Here is a 19,675-nt window from a genome sequence, read left to right on the forward strand (position 1 = left end):
CAGGGAACTCATAGCGTCAGCGACAGCTGCAGGCCGCCGGTCTGTTCGCGGGTGGCCAGATCGGCCTGGCCCAGGTTGCGTTCGTTCAGGCGCCAGTAAATGCGCAAGGCGCTCTGGCGCGTCAGGGGGTGGCTGGCATCCAGCACATAGGCGCGCTGCTGCAGTTCCTGGCCGCTGGGCAGGGTGAAACTGCCGGCCTGCAAATTCAGGCTCAGCTGCCCCCAGCGCGGGTGCTGCCCCGTCACCGCAAAGCTGCCGCTTTGCGAGCTGCTGCGCTGACCCGCGCTGTCCTGCCGCTGCCCATTGAGCATCAGCTGGGTGCTCAGGCTCCAGGCGTCGACGCCGGGTTCGCCGCTCCAGTTGCGACTCAGGCTCATCATCCAACCCGGCGCACGGCTGTTGCCCCAGGCGTTGACGGGGTCCTTCATGGTCGAGCGCGTCAGGCCGGCCATGGCGAACCAATTGCCCTGCGCCAGATTGAGACTGAGCTGGGTGTGCACCAGGCTGCGATCGGCCGCCACCCCGCTGTCCTGCCAGGTGCGCATGTCCTGCGCCTGCAGGCTCAGGCCCTGCAGCCACTCGTTCAGCATCACATTGCCGCGCAGCAACAGAGACTCAAAGGGCGTGCTCGTGGCATCGCTCCAGGCCGTGGCAGCCGTACGTTGCTTGCCGGCGCGGGCGTCACCGCCCAGGCTCAGCCAAGGCTCGGGCTGCCAGTCAAAGCCGGTCGACACCTCTTTGAGACCCGGCGTGGCCATGGCGCCCAAGCTGCTGTAGTGGGCCGCCACATCGTTGGCCCCCAGACGCCAGGCCAGGCCGCCGCTGCCGTTTTGCCCCCCCAAGCGGCCGTTCAGATTGAGGAGGGTGGCCTGGCCGGTGCGAGCCTCGGCCGCCTTCTCCTGGAAGCGGCTGCGGCCGGTTTCCAGCTGCGCCTGCAACTCGGGCGCCTGATAGCTCAGGCCCACGGTCATCGAGCGAGCCTCGGCCGGGGCCATCCACACCTGGGCCTCGCCCTGGCTGCCGTCCTGGTCCTCATAACTTTGGTGGGTCAGATAGAGCTGCCAGCCCGTCCAACCCTCGTATTGCAATTTCAGACCCTGCACATCGCGCAAATAGCTGCTTCGAGCCGGGCGGCCATCCAAGGGGGTACGCTGAGCCAGCGCCTCCCAGCTCTCGGCCAGAGTGCCCAGATGGCCTTGCACGCTCCAGGCGCCGGCGCGCCACTGGCCGGCAAAGCCGCGCAAGCCCAGATTGGTGCTCAGCAAGGAATAGGCCGTGGCCACATCGCCGGCGCTCCACTGGTAGCTGGCGCCGCTGCCGCCAATCTGCAGCGACATCAGCTGATCGCTATAGCGCGCGATCACCGAGCGGTCGTTGCTGGCCAGCAGATTGCCCTGGGCAAACCAACGCTGACCGTCCGCGCCCAGGCTCTGCACCTGAAAGCTGGCCTGGCTGCGGTGGTAGTCGCCACTGGCATTGGGCGAATAGACGGCCTGGGCAGCGGGCTGGTCGATGTCGGTCCGATAGGCATCGACGCCGATCTGCAGCTGCCAATCCAGGCGCGACTGGCCGTCGCCTTGCGGCACCAAGGCCGGTGCGGGTGCCCCCACCGCCTGCGACCAAGCCTGCAGCACCTGCTGGTTCTGCGCTTGAGGGGTAGCGGGGCAGCCGGGGTTGGGGGGGGCCGATCCGGCCTGCACGGGCGGCGCAGCCGGCGCAGGCGCGCCGGGCTGTGTGGCGCCCACGGGACAGGCCCCGGCGGGCTTGGGGGGCGTCGGCGTGGCCGCCAAAGCCTGCGGCAGATGGACCAGGGTCAGCAGGGTGGCCCAGGAGGCCAATGGAAAGCGAGGCACGGCAGAGGCGAAGTTGGCGCAGAGGCGCGCAGCCTAGCCAGTTCGCCCCGGAATTTCTTCCGGGCCGACCCCAGCGCCCCCCCAGGCGCGGGGGGCATGAAACCGCCCTCAGCCAGCCGCCAGCGCCTTGCGCAAGCCCTGCTGGTTCACCCAAGCTCGCAACCGCAGCTGCAGGGCTTGCTGCTCGGCCGCCAGGCGGGCGTTGCGGGCCTGCAGCCAATCGGCGCGGGCGATGGCCCCCACTTCGAAGCGCAGTTGGGCCAGGCGCTCGGTCTGCTCGGCCTCCTGCAGCCGGGCTTGATTGGCCGCGCTTTGCGCCTGCAGCTCACGCTCCTCGGCGGCCAGGCCTTCGATCTCGACCAGGGCCTTGTGCAGGGTGTCGCGCAGGCTGAGCGCGGCACTCTCCACATCGGTCAGCGCCTGGCTGCGCTGCAGATCCAGTCGGCGCCAGTCCACCAAGGGCACGATCAAATTGGCGGCCAGGCTACCCAACGGGTTGCGCAGCCAGTCCTTGGCCGCAGCACCGCCGGTGCCGACGCCGGCCGTCAGGCTCAGGCGCGGATAGCGCGCGGCCTCGATGCCACGCTGCTGGGCCAAGGCCGCATCCACCTGAGCGCGGGCGCGCTGCACATCGGGGCGCTGGGCCAGGGCCTGATCGGGCGCGGCCGGCTGCCAGCGCATGGGGGCCGTGGCCGGCAGACGCGGCTCGGCCGGCAGCGCGGGTTCGGGCTGATCCAGCAGCAGGCCCAAGGCCAGGCGGTGCTGCGCCTGCTCGCGCTGCAACTGGGCCTGCCGGGCGCGCAGGTCCTGCAGGGTGGCGGCCACTTTGTCGACCTCGATGGGCAAGAGCTTGCCCTCGCGCACGCGCTGGCGGGTCAGCAGCAACACCTGCTCGGCCGCCTGCAGCTGCTCGGCCACCAAGGGCCGCTCCTGCTCCAAGGCGCCCAGGGCCCAGTAGCGCTCGGCCACCTGGGCGCGGATCAAGGCCTGAGCAGCGGCAATGTCGGTGCGCGCGCTCTCCACTTGGGCCGCCTGAGCTTGCTCGGCGGCGCCCAGGCGTTGCCAGAGATCGAGCTCATAGCTGAGCCCGACATTGGCACCATGGCTGCGTTGCGTGCGCCCACCACCCTCCAGCAGGCGGCTGCGCGAGGCGTCCAGGCCCAGGCTGGGCGTGGGCTGACGGTCCAGCCCCGCGCCCTGCAACTGCAGTTGAGCCCGCTGCATGCGCAACGCGGCCTGGCGGATGTCGCGGTTGGCGGCCAAGGCCTGGGCTTGAAGCGCGGCAAGCTGTGCGTCGTCCACCCAGCTCGCCGCGCCCTCCGCAGCCTGCGCGTCGAACTGTTGCCACTGCTTTGGCATGGCGGTGGCCACCTGAGGCGCCACCGGGGGCTGGACGGCGCAGCCGCCCAACGCCGCCGCAAAAACCAGAGCCAGGGTGCTGGCCAGAATCGTCTTGTTCATGTGCTTACTCACGTGCGAGTGCATCGACGGGCGACAGTGCGGCGGCACGACGCGCCGGCAAGGTTCCAAAGATCAAACCCACCAGGCTGGAGACCGCGAAGGCCACGCCCAGCGCCGCCCAGCTCACCTCCACCCGCAAGTCCTTCTGCGCGGCATTGATGCCCTGGGCTGCCAACCAGCTCAGCAGCACGCCAAACAAACCGCCCAGGCAGCACAGCAGCACGGCCTCGACCAGGAACTGCAGGCGCACATCACGCTGCCGTGCGCCCACGGCCATGCGGATGCCGATCTCACGGGTGCGCTCGCTGACCGAGACCAGCATGATGTTCATCACCCCCACACCGCCCACCAGCAGCGAGATGGCGCCCACGCCGGCAAACAGCAGGGCCATCGCACCGGTCACTTGCTGGAACTTGCGGAACTCCTCCTCCGCACTCCAGACCCCGAAGTCCTCGGCGCCGTGCAGGGCACGCAAGCGGTACTCGATGTGGCGCTTGACCTCGGCCGGCGGCACGGTGAAATCCAAGAGCACATTGAACTGGTCGGCGTCGGTGCGCAGATCGAGCTTGCGCGAGAACACCGTGTGCGGCACAAAGACCTGCCCCAGCCAGGAACCGAAGCTGACGATGCCGCCGGTGTCGGCCTTCAGCACGCCCACCACCGTGACCGGAAAGGCCACGCCCAGGGGTGGCGGCGCGCCCATGGGCAGGGCCGTCATGGCGTCGCTTCCGGGTGCAGCCATCGGATTGATGAGGAGGGTGCGCCCCACCACCTTCTCGCCGGGCTTGAAGAGGTTGTCGCGGGCCTTCTCGTCAATCATCGCCACCTGGGCGGCGGCGTCGAAGTCGTTGGGCAGGAAGGCGCGGCCCTGGTCGACCTTGAGCTTGCGCATCGCCAGGGTGTCGCTCTCGGCGCCCAGCACGCTGACCATGCTGTCGCGCGCGCCGTGGCGCGCCGTCATCTGTGCCTCGCGCTCGGTGCTCACAGCCTTCACGCCGGCCAGGCCGCGGATGGCCTCCAGATCGGTGGGCCGGAAGGCCTGAGCCTGGCTGCCCGGCGGCAGATTGGGGTTGCCGCGCCAGACCATGATGCGGCCCGACATGAAGCCGCTGACGTCCTTCTCGATGCTGCCGCTGACCGCCGTGGTCAGCGCCAGGATGGACACCACGGCGGCGATGCCGATGCTGATACCCAGCATGGAGAGCGCGGTGCGCAGGCGGTTGCCCTTGAGCGATTGCACGCCCGAGGCAAAGGCCTCACGCCACTGCGCCTGCAGGCGGCGCCACCACGAGGTGCGCGCCAGCGGTGCGGCCTCGGTGGCCTGGGCTTGCACCTGGTGATCGACCGGCGTGCCGGTGTCGCGGATCACATGGCCGTCGCGCAGCTCGATCACTCGGCGCGCGTGTGCGGCCACCTGGTGGTCGTGCGTGACCAGGATGATGGTGTGGCCGCGCTCATTGAGTTCGCGCAGCAGCTTCAACATCTCGGCGCCCGAGGCCGAGTCGAGCGCGCCGGTGGGCTCGTCGGCCAGGATGATCTGGCCGCCATTCATCAGCGAACGCGCGATCGACACGCGCTGCTGCTGGCCCCCGCTGAGCTCGTTGGGCTTGTGGTGGAGGCGATCACCCAGGCCCAGGCGTGCCAGCAACTGTTCCGCACGCTTAGAACGGTCGGCCGCCGACACCCCGGCATAGACCGCCGGCAGCGCCGCGTTGCCGCGCGCATCCAGATGCGGCAGCAGGTGGTAGCGCTGGAAGATGAAACCGAAGCGCTCGCGCCGCAGCGCGGCGAGCTCGTCGGGGCCGAAGTGGCTGGCGTCCTGGCCGTCGATCAGAAACTGGCCGCTGCTGGGGTTGTCCAGGCAGCCCAGCACATTCATCAAGGTGCTCTTGCCCGAGCCGCTCTGGCCGATGACGGCGACGAACTCGCCGGTCTGGATGGCCAGGCTGACGCCATCGAGTGCGCGCACCTCGATATCGCCCAGCCGATAGTGCCGGCCGATGTCGCGCAGTTCGATCAGGGGCGGCGCGGCCGCGTGCGCTCTTTCCCCCGGCGCGGCGGCCGGGTGGATCAACAGGTCCTTGGCCATGATCAGGCCTTGCCGGCGGCGGCAGCGGACGCAGCCTGCGAGGCCGCCGACTCGGGCGGCGGCGGGGCCAGCAGCACCTTCTCACCGGCCTTCAGGCCTTCCAGCACCTGCACCTTGGCACCGTCCTGCAGGCCCGTGCGGATCTTGCGCATCACCGGCTTCTGGTCCTTGGCGTCCTTGCCTTCCAGCACCTGCACCGCAAAACGGCCATCGTCCTCGCGGGCGCCCAAGGCCACCACCGGAATGGCCAGGGCCTGCTTGGCCTCGCCGGTCTCGATGTGCACCTGCACCGTCATGTCCGAGAGCAGCTTGCGCTCCTTGTTGGGCACTTCGAACAGCACGTTGTAGAACACCGCATTGCCGGCGCGCTCGGGCACCGGCTGGATCACCCGCACCTTGCCCTCGAAGCGCTGGGCCTCGCCCGACAGGGTCACAAAGCGGGCCTTCTGGCCCACCTTGACGAGCGCGATGTCGGCCTCGGGCACGCGGGTGCGCACGGTGATCTCGTCCATATTGGCCAGGGTCACCATCACCGGGGTGATCTGCACGGCAATCACGGTCTGGCCCTCTTGCACCGGCAGATTGACCACCGTGCCATCCATGGGCGCGGTGATGGAGGCATGGCCCAGCGACAGGCGGCGCTTGTCCAGCTCCGCCTGCAATCGCTTGTGGCTGGCCGTCTGGCCGCGCAGGTCCGCTTCCAGCTTGATCAGCTCGACCTCGGCCCGCTCGGCCTCGGTGGCCGCCGTGGCCTCGCCCTTCAAAAGGCGGCGCTGGCGCTCAACCTCGGCGCGGATGAGCTTGAGTTCGGCCTGACGCATCTCGATCAGCGCAGCCTGCTGGGCCACGGCGGCCTCAGCCTGCGCCACCTCGCTGCGCGCCAACTCGGGGTCCAGGCTGACCAAGAGATCGCCCTTCTTCACCTGCTGCCCCAGTTGCACATGCAGGGTGCGCACCTGGCCGCTGACCTGGGCGCCCACATCCACTTTCAGGCGCGGCTGCAACACGCCGGCGGCCTGCACCGTCTGCACGATGTCGGCCAGGGCCGCCGCCCCGCTGGGCGGGGGCGGGGGTGGGGGCGCCGGGTTCAAGGCCCGGTAGCCGGCAAACGCACCACCAGCGGCCAACAGCAGCGCAATGCGCACCGGCCAGGTCTTGAGAGAAAGGCGCTGGCGCCAGGTCTTGTTCTGCGTAGCCATGAAAGGAGTTGCCTTGGGTGATGAACAGCGGGGCGCAATGTAGCGGCCCGCACTGGGGCCGCCAGCCCTCTTCCGACCAAACGCGGCAAGCGCCGACCAACTGCAGACCTGAGGGACTGAGTCCGGCCCTACCTGGCTCGCCACTGCTGTGGCGTGCAATCAAACCAGGCCCGGAAGGCGTGGTTGAAGCCGCTCTGTTCGGCATAGCCCAGCAGGAAGGCAGTCTCGGTGAGGCTGATAGCGGGATTGCGCAGGTACTGCATGGCCAGCTCGCGGCGCGTGGCGTCCAGCAGTTGCTGAAAGCTACTGCCGGCTTCAGCCAGACGGCGCTGCAGGGTGCGCGGCGATAGTTGCAAGGCGGCGGCCACCTGGCCCACCCGGGCGCCATCCTGTGCCAGGCGCTCGGCGATCTGGGCCCGCACCGCGCCAACCAGCTTGGCCTCGCGCGGCATCTTTTTGAGCAGGGCCTGCTCGCGCGCCGCCAGCAGTTGCGCGGCGCGTTGCTCCAGCAAGGGGAAGAGCGCGGGGTCGGCGCCTGGCACGGGTTCTTCCAGCAGCGCGGCATCAAAGCGCGCGCGCGCCACCGGGGCCTCATAAGTCAGGCGCAGACCAAACCAATCGTCCAGCGCGCGGCGCTGGGTCGCGTCCTTGGGGGCCGCATGCGGCAGGGCCAGCTCCTGCACCGGCAGCCGGCGTCCGGCCAGCCAGGTGGCAAAAACCTGGATGCTGGCCATCACCGACAGCGGCAGATGGACGCTGGGCAACTGACGCAGCCAGGGGCAGTGCCAGAGATAGACGGCGCTGCGGCCTTCCACCACCAGCTCGCTACGGCCCAGGTCGTGGGCCAGGCCCTCGAAGCGCCGGGTTTGCAGCACCGCCTCACCAAAGCTGGGGCATGAGAGCAGCACATGGCCATAGGCCACAAAGCTGCTGGCGCGCATGCGCGCACCCACGCGCAGGCCGAAGTCAAAAGCGCGCGCGCCGCCCGCTTCCAGCAGGGCGATGTAGTCCTGCACCGGCCACTCCTCCCCACTCGGAAAGTCGAGCTCCAGGTCCAGCAGGGCGGCCTCATCCATCGCCGCCTGCGCATAGGCTTGCGCCACCCGGGCCTGGGCCAGAGGCGGCAGGCCGAGTTCGGTGGCGCTATGGTCGGGGTGCAGATGCTGAGGCAAGGGCTGACTCTCTTGGCGCGATTTCGCAAACCGCCCTGGCGGCGGCGCGCAAGCTTAATGGCGCCGGCTTGCCTAGCATCCATCCCTTCAAAAGGAGAGCGTGATGCGGCGTTGGAATGGTTGGGGCGATGACAGCATTCAGGCCCATCTGGCCCCCGAGGCCTTGGACTTTCTGCAGCAACAGCTGGGCCAGCCCAAGCGGCCGCAGGATGCCAGCTTGGAAGCTGTGTGCGCACAGATCGAGCGCGATCAACCCTCGCGCTTTGGCGGCGCCCTGGCCCATCCGCTGATCGACATCCGCCCCGAAGCCCGTCTGCGCAGCAGCTACGGCCAAAGCCTGGGCGACTGGATTCAACTGCGCTTCGGGCAGGTGGCGCGCGTCAGCGACGGCGTGGCCTTTCCAGAAAGCCGCGCGCAAGTGCGCGAACTGCTCGACTGGGCTGCAGCCCACAACGTGCTCGTCATCCCCTGCGGCGGCGCCACCTCGGTGGTCGGCCACTTGCTGGCACCGGCCGGCGAGACCCGCCCGGTGCTGACCCTGAACCTGACCCGATTGCGCGCCCTCACCGATCTGAACCGCGAGGCGCAGCTGGCCACCTTCGAGGCCGGTGTGCTCGGCCCCGATCTGGAGGCGCAATTGCGCGCGCACGGCTTCACCCTGGGCCACTTCCCGCAGAGCTTTGAGTACGCCTCCCTGGGCGGCTGGGTCGTCACCCGCAGCTCGGGCCAGCAGAGCCTGCGCTACGGCCGCGCCGAGAACTGGTTCGCCGGCGGCACCCTGCTGACACCAGGCGCGGAGCTGAACATCCCGCCCCTGCCGGCCAGCGCCGCAGGCCCGGACCTGCGCGAATGGGTGCTGGGCAGCGAGGGCCGCTTTGGCGTGCTCACCGACGTGACCGTGCGCGTCACGCGACTGCCCGAGGAAGAGCGCTTCATCGGCATCTTCCTGCCCAGCTGGGACGCCGGCCTGGCCGCGGTGCGCGAGTTGGCGCAGACCAAGACCCCGCTGTCGATGATGCGTCTTGCCAACGCGGTCGAGACCCTCACCACCTTGAAGCTGGCGGGACACGCCGGTCAGATCGCCTGGCTGGAGCGCTACTTGGGTTGGCGCGGCTGCGGCGAGGGCAAGGTGTTGCTCTTCATCGGCCTGACCGGCAGCCGTGCCCAGGTGGCCAACGCCCAGGCCGAGGCGCTGGGCATCGTGCGCCAGTTTGGCGGTGTCTCCACCGGCCAAATGCTGGGCAAGAAGTGGGCGGCCAAGCGCTTTGCCGGCGTCTACCTGCGCAACGCGCTCTGGGAGGCCGGCTATATGGTGGACACCATGGAGACCGCCATCCCCTGGGGCGGCACCACGGCCATGGTGAACGCCATCGAAAACGCCGGCCGCGAGGCCCTGGCGGGCTTTGGCGAGCGTTGCCACGCCTACACCCACCTCTCGCATGTGTACTCAAGCGGCAGCTCGGTCTACTCGACCTTTGTGTTCCGCCTGGGCGCCACCGCCGAGGAGAGTCATGCCCGCTGGTGGGCGCTCAAGACCGCCATCTGCAAGGCCATGGTGGCGCAGGGCGGCACCATCAGCCACCAGCATGGCGTGGGCAAGGACCATGCGCCCTATCTCGGTGTGGAGAAGGGCGCTGCCGGGCTGGCGGCCATCGACGCCGCGATTCAGCACTTCGATCCGAAGGGGGTGTTGGCGAGCGGGAATTTGCGGTGATGGGTTTGCCCTTGAGCGGGAGCCCGCAGGGGCTTCACCCCTGCACCCGCCCCCTTTCTCTTTGCTTCGCCAAAGAGAAAGGGGGAAAGAGAAAGGCGACCCCCAACAGCCAACTGCCGAATACCGAACAGCCCGGACTTCAACAGTTCGCTCCGTTTCCCGGGGTCCCCTATGCGCTGCCGAGAAGCCCAGGAGATTGGGGCCGCGTGCGCAAGCACGCCACCCCTTCTGGATCGGCGCGGCCGTTCAAACGCAGTGAGCGCAGCGAACGGAGTGCGTTCCGCGCCGCGGCCCCAAGCTCCGAGCATCGCAGGGGACCCCAGCCGCAGGCTGGGGCTGCGCATCGGGGTCGCCTTTCTTTGGTTACTTTCTTTGGCGAAGCAAAGAAAGTAACCCGGCCGCCGGGCCGGAATCCCGGCGGGCTGCAGGCATGCAAACCCATCCTGGATGGTCAACCATGAAAGTTGACCTCCTCATCATCGGCGGTGGAATCTCCGGCGCCGGCATCGCCCTTGAAGCCGCCAAGCGCGGCGTCAAGGCGCTGCTGGTGGAGCGCGAGGACTTTGCCTGGGGCACCAGCAGCCGCTCCAGCAAGCTGGTGCATGGCGGCCTGCGCTATTTGAAGCAGGGCGCGCTGCACCTGACCTGGGAGTCGGTGCGCGAGCGCGACCAGTTGCTGCGCGACGCGCCCGGCCTGGTGGAGCCCATGCCCTTTGCGATGGCCCACAACCCCGGCGCCAAGCCGGGCCGTGCCACCTTGCAGGCCGGGCTGATGCTCTACGACCTGCTGGCCGGCCGCCGCACGCGCGGCTACGCCGATGCCGCGCAGATGCAATGGCTGGTGCCCGGCCTGCCCGCCTTGAGCGGCGCCAGCCTCTATGAGGACGCCACCACCGACGACGCCCGCCTGACCCTGCGCGTGCTGCAGGAGGCGCAGAGCCTGGGGACGGTGGTGCGCAACCGCACCGAGTTGCTGGCACTGCGGCGCGACGCCACCGGTCAGGTCATCGGCGCCAGCCTGCGCGGCCCCGATGGCTTCAGCCAGGACATCGAGTGCCGCTGCGCCATCGCCGCCACCGGAGCCTATCTGGGCGAACTCGCCGCACAGACCGGCCTGCCAGCGCCCAAGATCCGCCCCCTGCGTGGCTCGCACCTGCTGCTGCCCCTGTGGCGCCTGCCCCTGAGCCGGGCCGTGGCCTGGAGCCATGCCGACGACGGACGCCCGGTGTTCGCCTATCCCTGGCAGGGTGCCCTGCTGGTGGGCACCACCGATCTGGACCATCCCGACCTCAGCCTGGCCCCGCGCATCACCGCCCCCGAGCAGGACTATCTGCTGCGCGCCCTGAACCAAGCCTTCCCGCAGGCGGGCTTGAGCGCACGCGACATCCGCAGCACCTGGGCCGGCGTGCGCCCGGTGCTGGACAGTGGCGCCGGCGTCGATCCCTCCAAGGAAAGCCGCGAGCACCTGGTGCTGGCGCATCAAGGTCTGGTGGCCATCAGCGGCGGCAAGCTCACCACCTTCCGCCGCATGGCCCGCGAGGCCCTGGCCAAGGCGCGCCCCTGGCTGCCGATGCTGGGGCCCGAGACCGGCCCCGGCATCCTGCTGCCGGCCGCCGCCGGCGCCGGCATACCGGCGCGCCTGAGCGGGCGCTTTGGTGCGCGCGCCACCGAGGTGCTTGCGCAAGGCAGGCAGCCGCTCTGGGGGCAGACCCTGACGGGCGAGCTGCGCCACAGCCTGCAGCATGAGCAGGTGCACCATCTCGACGACCTGCTGCTGCGCCGCACCCGCCTGGGGCTTCTGGCCTCCGACTTCGGCCGCAGCCTGCTGCCGGCCCTGCAGCCCCATTGCCAGCAACTGCTGGGCTGGGACGCCGCCCGCTTCGAGCAAGAGTGCCAGCGTTATCTCGCGCTGATGCACGACCAACACAAGGCCTTGTGATGAAAGACCTGCTGCTCTCCATCGACCTGGGCACCCAGTCCGTCCGCGCCCTGGTCTACGACCTTCAAGGCAATCTGCTGGGCCGCCAGCAGCAGGTCTTCAGCGACTACCAGCGTGAGCATCCGGGCTGGATGAGCCACGACGGCGAGGGCTTCTGGCAGGCCGCCGCCGCCTGCTGCCAGCGCCTGTGGGCGCAACAGCGCGAATGGCAGGAGCGCATCGCTGGCGTGTCGGTCACCACCCAGCGCGGCTCCATCGTGCCGATGGACGCGAGCGGCAACTGCCTGGCCCCGGTGCTGATCTGGCTGGACCAGCGCCAGGCCTCGGTGCTGCCGCCCATCCATCCGCTGTGGCGCGCCGCCTTTGCCGTGGCCGGCGTGGCCGGCACCATCGCCACGCTGCAGCGCGACGCCGAAGTGAACTGGTGGGCGCAGCATGCCCCGGACGTGCACCGCAAGACGCACAAATTCATGCTCGTCAGCGGCCTCTTGAACCAACGCCTGAGCGGGCGCTTCGCGGACTCCATCGGCTCCCAAGTCGCCTACCTGCCCTTCGACTACAAGCGCCACGCCTGGGCCCCTGGCAGCGACTGGAAATGGCAGGCCCTGGCCGTGCGCCCCGAACAGCTGCCCGAGCTGCTGCCCGTGGGCAGCCGCATTGGTGAAGTGACGCGCGAGGCCAGCGCCACCACCGGCATCCCGGCCGGCACGCCGGTGATTGCGGCGGCGGCCGACAAGGCCTGCGAGATCCTGGGCTCGGGCGCGCTGGCGCCCGAGGTGGGCGCGCTGAGCTATGGCACCACCGCCACCATCAACCTCACCAGCCCGCGCTACCTGGAGCACACCGCCTTTGTGCCGCCCTACCCGGCGGCGGTGGCCGGCCACTACAGCGCCGAGGTGCAGATCACGCGCGGCTTCTGGCTGGTGAGCTGGTTCAAGGAGCAGTTCGGCCACCCCGAACGCGCCGCCGCCGAAGGCCTGGGCGTGGCGCCCGAGGTGCTGTTCGACGAGCTGGTGGCCCAGGTGCCGCCCGGCTCCTTGGGCCTGACCCTGCAGCCCACCTGGAGCCCCGGCATCCGCGAACCCGGCCCCGAGGCCAAAGGCGCCATCATCGGCTTCGGTGAGGCCCACACCCGCGCGCATCTCTACCGCGCCATCCTTGAAGGCCTGGCCTATGCGCTGCGCAGCGGCCGCGACAAGCTGGAGAAGAAGAGCGGCGTGCACATGAAGGAGCTGCGCGTCAGCGGCGGCGGCTCGCAGAGCGACGCCGCCATGCAGCTCACCGCCGACGTCTTCAATCTGCCCACCGCCCGCCCCCACACCCACGAGACCTCGGGCCTGGGCGCGGCCATGGACTGCGCGGTGGGCCTGGGGCTACACCGCGACTTCGAAACCGCCGTGGCCGAGATGACGCGCGTGGCCCGCTGGTTCGAGCCCCAGCCGGAAGCCGTGCGCACCTATGACGCGCTGTACCGCGAGGTCTACAGCCCGCTCTATGGGCGCCTGAAGCCGCTCTACCAGCAGATCCAGAAGATCACCGGGTATCCGGCGCGCTCCCACTGAGCCCTTGATCGACGCCAAATTCTGGCGAATTTGAGGGGCCTTGCTGGGGTTGGCACGGGGCGCCGCGGGATGCGGCTGCGGCATCATGGACACCCATCCGCTGGCCACTGCAAAGGATTGCCCATGTCCGATCGCGCTTTGGTGATGGTCGTCGATGACGACCCCATCATGCAGTCGCTCTATGAAGACGCACTGAGTCCGGATTTCGAGCTGCTACCCGCCAACAGCGGGGTCGAAGCCCTGGCCCTGCTGGAGCAGCGCCGCCCGGACGTGGTGCTGATGGATGTGGACATGCCGGGGCTGGATGGCTATCAAACCTGCCGCCTGCTGCAAGCCAACATGGTCCAGGCCCCGCCGGTGCTCTTTGTCTCGGCGCGCGACCAACTGCAAGACCGCATGCGCGGCTATGACGCCGGCGGCAGCGACTATGTGTGCAAGCCCTGGCAGGCGCCGGAGCTGGTGATCAAGATCCGTCGCCTGCTCGAACAGGTGAGCCAGACCAAAGCGCTGGAAGGCGAACGCGACGAGGCCGTGAATGCCGTGCTCAGCAGCGCCGACATGGCCGGCGAACTGGGCGTGGTGCTGGACTTTCAGCGCGGGCTCAATACCTGCCGGGACTACCGCGCCGTGGCCGACCTGCTGTTCCAGACCCTGGAACGCTATGACCTGGACGGCTGTTTGCGCATCAGCGGGCGCGGCGGCGCACTGTCCATCAACCGCAGCGGGCAGTGCAGCGCGCTGGAGTGGTCCATCCTGGAGTCGCTGGCCGCGCAGACCGAAGGGCCGCGCATCCGCCCCATCCATCAAAACACCAGCTTCAACTTCGGCCAGATCATCCTGTTTGTGCGCAATCTGACGATGTGCCGCAGCGCTGACATGGAAGCCGAAGCCCGCGAGCGCCAGGGCCGAGCGATCGATAACGTGGCCTTGCTGCTGGAGGGCGCGGTGGCGCGCCTGGCCACGCTCGACAGCGGCCAAGTCGAGCAGGACCTGGACCGCATCCGCCGGATGGTGCAACTCACCAAGTCGGCGCTGGCCAACGTGGCCCAGCGCAACCGCGCCATCAGCGCCACGGTGCATCAAAGCTTCGAGCAATTGCAGAACGAGCTGGAGGAAAGCTTTGTGCACCTGGGCCTGATGCGCAGCCAGGAAGAGCACCTGACCGAGCTGGTCAAGGCCCATGCGCAAACCGCCATGGCTGCGCTGGAACAGGCGCGCGACACCGAAGCGGCGCTGCGCCGCATCGTGCAGGAACTCGACGGCTGAGAGCCCGGCGGCTCAGGCCGCCAGCAAGGCCTCGCAGCTGGCTGCCAGGGCCTGGCGCAGCGGCTCCAGATCGGGCAGTTGCTGCGCGTCCAGGCTCTGCTCCACCTCGGCCGCGCAGGCGCTGATGGTCACCAGGCCCAGCGACGCTCCCGTGCCCCGCAGGGTGTGCGCCAAACGGCGCGCCGACGCCCAATCGCCCGCCGCGGTCAAAGCCTGGATGCGCGCGCCAGCCCCTGAGTGCTCCGCAGCGAAGCGCTGCAGCAAAGGCAGCAAGCGGTCCAGCCGACCGCCCAATACCCGCATGCCCTGGGCCAAGTCCAGGCCAGGCACGCCGGCCAGGCGTTGGGCCGCCGGCGAGTCTGCTGGCGCCGATGCGGGCTCGGGCGGTTGCGGCGGCACCGGCATTGGCGGGGCCACACTGGCCGCCGGCGGCGCACCGGAGGCTGACCCCAACCACTTGAGCAGGGTGCCGTACAGCACCTCCGGCAGCACCGGCTTGCCGATGTGATCGTTCATGCCGGCCGCCAAGGCGGCCGCACGGTCCTCGTCAAAGGCATTGGCCGTCATCGCCACGATGGGGGTCTGGCGATGCGTGGGCAGAGCCCGGATCGCGCGCGTGGCCTCAAAGCCGTCCATCACCGGCATGCGCAGGTCCATCAAGATGAGGTCGTAGGGCGTGGTGGCCGCCATGCGCAAGGCCTCCTGGCCGTTCTCGGCCACATCGGCACGCAGCTCGGCATCGGCCAGCAGATCCAGCGCAATCTCCTGATTGATGGGGATGTCTTCCACCAGCAGCAAGCGGGCGTTGTGGCCCCGCAGGCGCTCCTGCGCCGACCCCTGCGGCACCACCTCGGACACCGTCGGCGCGGGCGTTTGATGCGCCCGCTCAAAGGGGGCCTCAAACCAGAAGCAGCTGCCCTTGCCGACCGCGCTATCGACACCCACCGTGCCACCCATCAACTCGGCCAGGCGGCGCACGATGGCCAGCCCCAGGCCGGTGCCACCATAGCGGCGCGTGGTGCTGCTCTCGGCCTGCTCGAACACCTGGAACAAACGCGCCTGTTGTTCGGCACTCAGGCCCACGCCGGTGTCGCGCACCTCAAAACGCAGGCGTAGCGCGGGGCCCTCCAGTGCGCGCACCTGCAGGCGGATCTCGCCCTGCTCGGTGAACTTGACCGCGTTGGACAGGAAGTTCAGCAGGATCTGGCCCAGGCGCAGCCCGTCGCCCGCCAAGCGCGCAGGCACATCGCCCACGTCAACCTCCAAGCTGTTGCCACTGGCCGTGGCCCGCTCGCGCACCATGTAGATCACGCCATCCAGCAATTCGCGCAGATCAAAGTCGTTGATCTCGATCTGCAACTTGCCCGCTTCGATTTTTGAAAGATCCAGGACATCGTTCAGGATGCCCAGCAGGTGCGAGGCCGCCTGATCGATCTTGCGCGCTCGGTCGCGCAGCGAGGCCAGCAACTGCGCCGGCGGCGCTGCGGCCGTGCTGCCCAGATCGCGCTCGATCAGATGCGTCAGGCCCAAGATCGCATTCATGGGCGTGCGAATCTCGTGGCTCATATTGGCCAGGAAAGCACTCTTGCTGTGGCTGGCCGCCTCGGCCAGGCGCTTGGCCTCGGCCAACTCGGCGGTGCGCTGCAGCACCAGCTCTTCCAGGTGGTGACGGTACTGCACCAGCTCCTCGCGCAGGGAGCGCTTTTCGCTGATGTCCTCTTGCACGGCGACGTAATGGGTGACCTCGCCACTGGCCTGGCGCAAGGGGTGGATGGAAGCCAGGTCGGTGTAGATGCTGCCGTCCTTGCGTCGGTTGGTGAGTTCGCCCTGCCAGCGTTCCCCCGCCATCAGCGTGGTCCACATGCGCTGGTACACGCCAGGATCCGTCTTGCCTGAAGAAAGCATGCGCGGGTTGTGGCCCAACACCTCGCTCTGCGAGTAACCGGAGATGCGCTCGAAGGCCGCGTTGACGAACTCGATCCGCCCTTGGATGTCCGTGATGATGATGCTGGCCGGGCTTTGTTCCAGAGCCAGCGAGAGCTTCTTGAGTTCACGTTCGGCGCGCTTGCGGGCATCGATGTCCAGGCCCAATGCCATCAGGCAGGCCCGCCCATCGAGCTGGACGCGCTGCAAATGCACCTCTTGCCAGAAGCTGCTGCCATCGCTGCGTTCGCTCAGCCACTCGAAACGGTGCGAACCCTGTTCACCCAAGGCCTCCATCTGGCGCTGCAACTCCGCCGTCGCCGCCCCCGACTTTTCAGGCGGTGCCTGCCGCAGGGCCTCCAGGCTCTCATAGCGCAAGGACTCCAGGGCACTGCGGTTCAACTCCAGCAGCGTCAGGTCCTGCGCGTCAAAGATGAACATGGGCACGACGGCGTCGTCGAAGAGCGTGCGAAAGCGCGTTTCGCTGGCACGCAAGGCCGCCTCCGCCTGCTTGGCCGCCGTGATGTCGCGCGCGATGCCGAACACCCCTTGGAGCTGGCCGTCGGCCCCCAGCAAGGGCGCCTTGATGACGGACAAGATGATGGCATGACCGTCAGCGGCGCGCGACTCCACCTCCCAGCTCTGCGGGCGCCGGGACTCGGCCACGGCGCGATCCTGCTCGGCAAAGTGGCGGGCCTCCTCAGGCGACAGCAAGTCGGCATCGGTGCGCCCGATGAGAGAGCCCTCGGACAGGCCCATGAACACCGTGGTCGCCCGGTTGACCAAGGTGTAGCGCCCCGCCAAATCCTTGGCAAAGATGATGTCCTGCGAGTTGTCGGTAATGCCTTGCAGCAACTCCAGGGCCTGCAGGCGCTGTTCCTGCTCGATCTGCACGGCCCGCCCGGCCCAGGCGCGCAGGCGCTGCTGCTGCAGGGCATACACGGCCCAGGCCAGCACCACCGCCATCAAGCCCGCCAGGGCGATCTGCAGCGATGGACTCTGGGCGTGGGCCCATAACTCGGCCCGGTCCATCTTGGACACCAGGAACCATGGAGTGCCAGGAACCGCCAGGCCAACCGCCAGCACGGACTCATCGCGATAGTCGCGCGCCAAATGAACTTCACCCGGCGCCAACTCGCCCCGCAATAGCCGCGCCGCAAACACCGGAGAGCTCATCGGAAGACGCCGCTTAAGTGTCACTTCCGCCACGGGGTGACGCGGTGGATTCAGGTAGACCAGCTCCTCGCCAGCACGGCGCACCAGCAAGGTTTCCGCCGTGGCACTGGGCACAGGCCAGACGCCCAGCTGGCGATACAGCCAGTCCGCCGGGTCCACGCGCAAGACCACCCAGAGGGGCTCACCCTGTACTTCGGTCATGCGGGCCACGAATGCCAGTCGTGAACGCTGCTTTGCGTCCCCAAAGGGCCCAATCACTTCAATCTCTGGCGAGCCGGCCTGAGCACCCATGGTGGCGATCAAATCGGGGATCGCCACCACATCGTCCTCGTCCTCACCCGCAGCCACCCACTGCCCGCTCTGGTTCACCAGAGCCACCGAGCGATAACCGCTGTGCAGCCGAAAGCTCTCCAGGCGCCCCGCAATCAAACCTTGCGCCTGCGCATCACCCGCCTTCCAGGCGTGGTACTGACGCGCCAGCAACTCGCTGGTACTGATGTTGAGCACATCGGCGCGTCGCTCCTTCAACCAATCGCCCACCTGATCGGCCTTTATGCGGCCGATCGTCTGCAGCCGCCGCCCTTCGTCCTCGTGCTCGTACAACCAGACCGAGCGCACGCCCAGCGCGGCCAGAACGACGATGCCCAGGGTCAGCAGCGCAAAGTTGCGCCAATCAGTGAGCCAACTGCCCAGGCCCTGAGGAAGATAGCGGCGCTCGTTCATGACATCCCCTGCACTGACAGGCCCAGACCCTGGGCAATGCGCCGCCAATGCGCCGGCAACAAGGGCTGGCGCAACGCCAGGGCCCCCAACTCCAAGGCCAGGAACGGAGCGGAACCATCATCCGGCCCATCCAGCAGAACCAAACAGGCCGCCGGCCAGCGATCCCGCAGGGCCCACAGCTGGGCCTCATCGGGCACGGCGTCGAGCGACACAAAGATCAGATCCGGCCCCGCGCTCACGGCCCGCGCCGCGGCCAGGTCGGGGCAAGACTCCGGCACCAGCGTCGACCAGGGCGAACCCTCCCAGACCTCGTCAGTGCGGCCCACCCCCAGCCCCAGAACCGGCAGGCGCGGCCCCTCGCTGCCTTCCAGCAAGCCGGGCTGCCAGGCACTGACCCAGGCCCGCAACGCCGCCTCGGGCATGGGACGCGCCACCAAATAGCCCTGAATGATCGAGGCGCCCAGGGCCCGCAGACCCTGCAGTTGCCGGTAGTGCTCCACCCCTTCGGCCACCACCGAGATGCCCAGCCCCCGGCCGAAGGCCATCAAGGTCTGCAGGATGCGATCCATCTTGCGGTCCTGCCCCATGCGGCGCACAAAGCTGGCGTCCACCTTGAGCTCGCCAAAGGGCAGATCGGCCAATTGCGCCAGGCTGGAGTAGCCGGTTCCGAAGTCGTCAATCGACAGGGTGGCGCCCATCAGGGAGAGCCGGCTCAGCGTTTCCAACGCCGCGACGCGATCGTTCATCAGGCGGCTCTCGGTCACCTCCAGGGTCAGCTGCGTCAGCGGTACACCGGCCGCCGCCGCGCGGTCGGCAATCTGCTCGGGCAGGTCGAGGCGGTCGGTGCAATCCATGGACAAATTGACCGCCGCCTTGAGTTGCCATCCCAGGGCCTGCCACGCAGCCAGGTCGGCCAGCACCTGCTCCAGCATGCACAGAAAGAGTTCCCAGGACAGCCCGGCCTCCTCCAGGACCGGCACGAAATCGGCCGGACTGACCATGCGGCCGTCCGGCCGGAACCAGCGCGCCAAGGCCTCCACCCCCACCAGGCGCAACTGCTGTGCGTCCACCTTGGGCTGATACCAAGGCCGGATGTCGCGCCGCTGCAGGGCCAGGCGCAAATCCTCCACCTCGAAGCTGCGCACGGGCGCCGGAGCCGGGGCACGGGCGGGCACGGCGGCCGGCGTCGCCACGGCCAACACCTCCTCCAGCGCCGCCAAGGTGACCGGCTTTTGCAAACTGCCCGCCATGCGCAGGCCCAGAGACTGCCCCAGCGCCTGAATGCTGTGCAGGATGTCGGGCCGGGCCGCGCTGATCAGCACCACGCTGGGGCGCAAACCCACATCGGCCAATTGGTGCAAAAAGCGCGGCCCATCCACCTCGGGCATGGACAGATCGGTGATCACGGTCCGTACGGGCTCACCCGCCTGCAACCAGGCCAGCGCCTGTTCGGCCCGCTCGGCCTTCAACACCCGGCGCACCCCCAAGGACTCCAGCTGTTGACCGAGGATTTCCAAGAACAGTGGGTCGTCGTCGACCACCAGCACCGTGTCATCCGATCCTGCCATCGTTCCCCTCCCTGTCCAAGTCTCAGGCTA

General features: G+C 68.7%; 11 protein-coding genes. 4 read left to right on the forward strand and 7 right to left on the reverse strand.

Features of this window, described 5'->3' with window-relative positions:
* Positions 1-8 precede the first annotated feature (8 nt).
* The 5 genes from FF090_RS17980 to FF090_RS18000 all read right to left on the reverse strand — a co-directional run bounded on the left by FF090_RS17980 (position 9) and on the right by FF090_RS18000 (position 7,774).
* Positions 9-1,853 carry a hypothetical protein gene (locus FF090_RS17980; RefSeq protein WP_138858048.1) on the reverse strand — a complete coding sequence of 615 codons (1,845 nt, stop codon included), beginning with the start codon at positions 1,851-1,853 and terminating at the stop codon, positions 9-11.
* A 108-nt stretch (positions 1,854-1,961) separates the two neighbouring features.
* A complete protein-coding gene (locus FF090_RS17985) occupies positions 1,962-3,314 on the reverse strand; it encodes a TolC family protein (protein WP_175423711.1) in 1,353 nt (450 codons plus the stop codon).
* 4 nt (positions 3,315-3,318) lie between these two features.
* Positions 3,319-5,403, reverse strand: a complete 2,085-nt coding sequence (locus FF090_RS17990; RefSeq protein ID WP_138858050.1) for an ATP-binding cassette domain-containing protein — start codon at positions 5,401-5,403, stop codon at positions 3,319-3,321.
* Positions 5,404-5,405: 2 nt separating this feature from the next.
* Positions 5,406-6,602 carry an efflux RND transporter periplasmic adaptor subunit gene (locus FF090_RS17995; protein ID WP_138858051.1) on the reverse strand — a complete coding sequence of 399 codons (1,197 nt, stop codon included), beginning with the start codon at positions 6,600-6,602 and terminating at the stop codon, positions 5,406-5,408.
* Between the two features lie 128 nt (positions 6,603-6,730).
* Positions 6,731-7,774, reverse strand: a complete 1,044-nt coding sequence (locus FF090_RS18000; protein ID WP_138858052.1) for a helix-turn-helix transcriptional regulator — start codon at positions 7,772-7,774, stop codon at positions 6,731-6,733.
* 103 nt (positions 7,775-7,877) lie between these two features.
* On the opposite strand from FF090_RS18000, the gene FF090_RS18005 reads away from it, so the two are divergent.
* The 4 genes from FF090_RS18005 to FF090_RS18025 all read left to right on the forward strand — a co-directional run bounded on the left by FF090_RS18005 (position 7,878) and on the right by FF090_RS18025 (position 14,255).
* Positions 7,878-9,488, forward strand: a complete 1,611-nt coding sequence (locus tag FF090_RS18005) for an FAD-binding oxidoreductase (RefSeq protein ID WP_138858053.1) — start codon at positions 7,878-7,880, stop codon at positions 9,486-9,488.
* A 457-nt stretch (positions 9,489-9,945) separates the two neighbouring features.
* Complete coding sequence (locus FF090_RS18015) at positions 9,946-11,427, forward strand: glycerol-3-phosphate dehydrogenase/oxidase (RefSeq protein WP_246071462.1); 1,482 nt, start codon at positions 9,946-9,948, stop codon at positions 11,425-11,427.
* On the forward strand, positions 11,427-12,989 hold the full coding sequence (locus tag FF090_RS18020) for an FGGY-family carbohydrate kinase (protein ID WP_138858056.1): 1,563 nt from the start codon (positions 11,427-11,429) through the stop codon (positions 12,987-12,989). Before FF090_RS18015 ends, FF090_RS18020 begins: the two co-directional genes overlap by 1 nt.
* A gap of 123 nt (positions 12,990-13,112) precedes the next feature.
* Positions 13,113-14,255: a response regulator gene (locus FF090_RS18025; protein WP_175423712.1), complete on the forward strand. Its 1,143-nt coding sequence runs from the start codon at positions 13,113-13,115 to the stop codon at positions 14,253-14,255.
* A gap of 12 nt (positions 14,256-14,267) precedes the next feature.
* On the opposite strand, the gene FF090_RS18030 is transcribed toward FF090_RS18025, so the two are convergent.
* Positions 14,268-18,077 (reverse strand): PAS domain S-box protein, encoded by a 3,810-nt coding sequence (locus FF090_RS18030; RefSeq protein ID WP_138858058.1) that lies wholly within the window; start codon positions 18,075-18,077, stop codon positions 14,268-14,270.
* Positions 18,074-19,645: an EAL domain-containing response regulator gene (locus FF090_RS18035; RefSeq protein ID WP_138858059.1), complete on the reverse strand. Its 1,572-nt coding sequence runs from the start codon at positions 19,643-19,645 to the stop codon at positions 18,074-18,076. Before FF090_RS18035 ends, FF090_RS18030 begins: the two co-directional genes overlap by 4 nt.
* Positions 19,646-19,675: the final 30 nt, after the last annotated feature.

The organism is Inhella inkyongensis, assembly GCF_005952805.1.
Classification (GTDB): domain Bacteria; phylum Pseudomonadota; class Gammaproteobacteria; order Burkholderiales; family Burkholderiaceae_C; genus Inhella; species Inhella inkyongensis.

Coding starts and splice junctions, on each gene's coding strand:
- FF090_RS18035 (WP_138858059.1), bottom strand. CDS start 19,645: ATGGCAGGATCGGATGACACGGTGCTGGTGGTCGACGACGACCCACTG.
- FF090_RS18005 (WP_138858053.1), top strand. CDS start 7,878: ATGCGGCGTTGGAATGGTTGGGGCGATGACAGCATTCAGGCCCATCTG.
- FF090_RS17990 (WP_138858050.1), bottom strand. CDS start 5,403: ATGGCCAAGGACCTGTTGATCCACCCGGCCGCCGCGCCGGGGGAAAGA.
- FF090_RS18020 (WP_138858056.1), top strand. CDS start 11,427: ATGAAAGACCTGCTGCTCTCCATCGACCTGGGCACCCAGTCCGTCCGC.
- FF090_RS17985 (WP_175423711.1), bottom strand. CDS start 3,314: ATGAACAAGACGATTCTGGCCAGCACCCTGGCTCTGGTTTTTGCGGCG.
- FF090_RS18025 (WP_175423712.1), top strand. CDS start 13,113: ATGTCCGATCGCGCTTTGGTGATGGTCGTCGATGACGACCCCATCATG.
- FF090_RS18030 (WP_138858058.1), bottom strand. CDS start 18,077: ATGAACGAGCGCCGCTATCTTCCTCAGGGCCTGGGCAGTTGGCTCACT.
- FF090_RS17995 (WP_138858051.1), bottom strand. CDS start 6,602: ATGGCTACGCAGAACAAGACCTGGCGCCAGCGCCTTTCTCTCAAGACC.
- FF090_RS18015 (WP_246071462.1), top strand. CDS start 9,946: ATGAAAGTTGACCTCCTCATCATCGGCGGTGGAATCTCCGGCGCCGGC.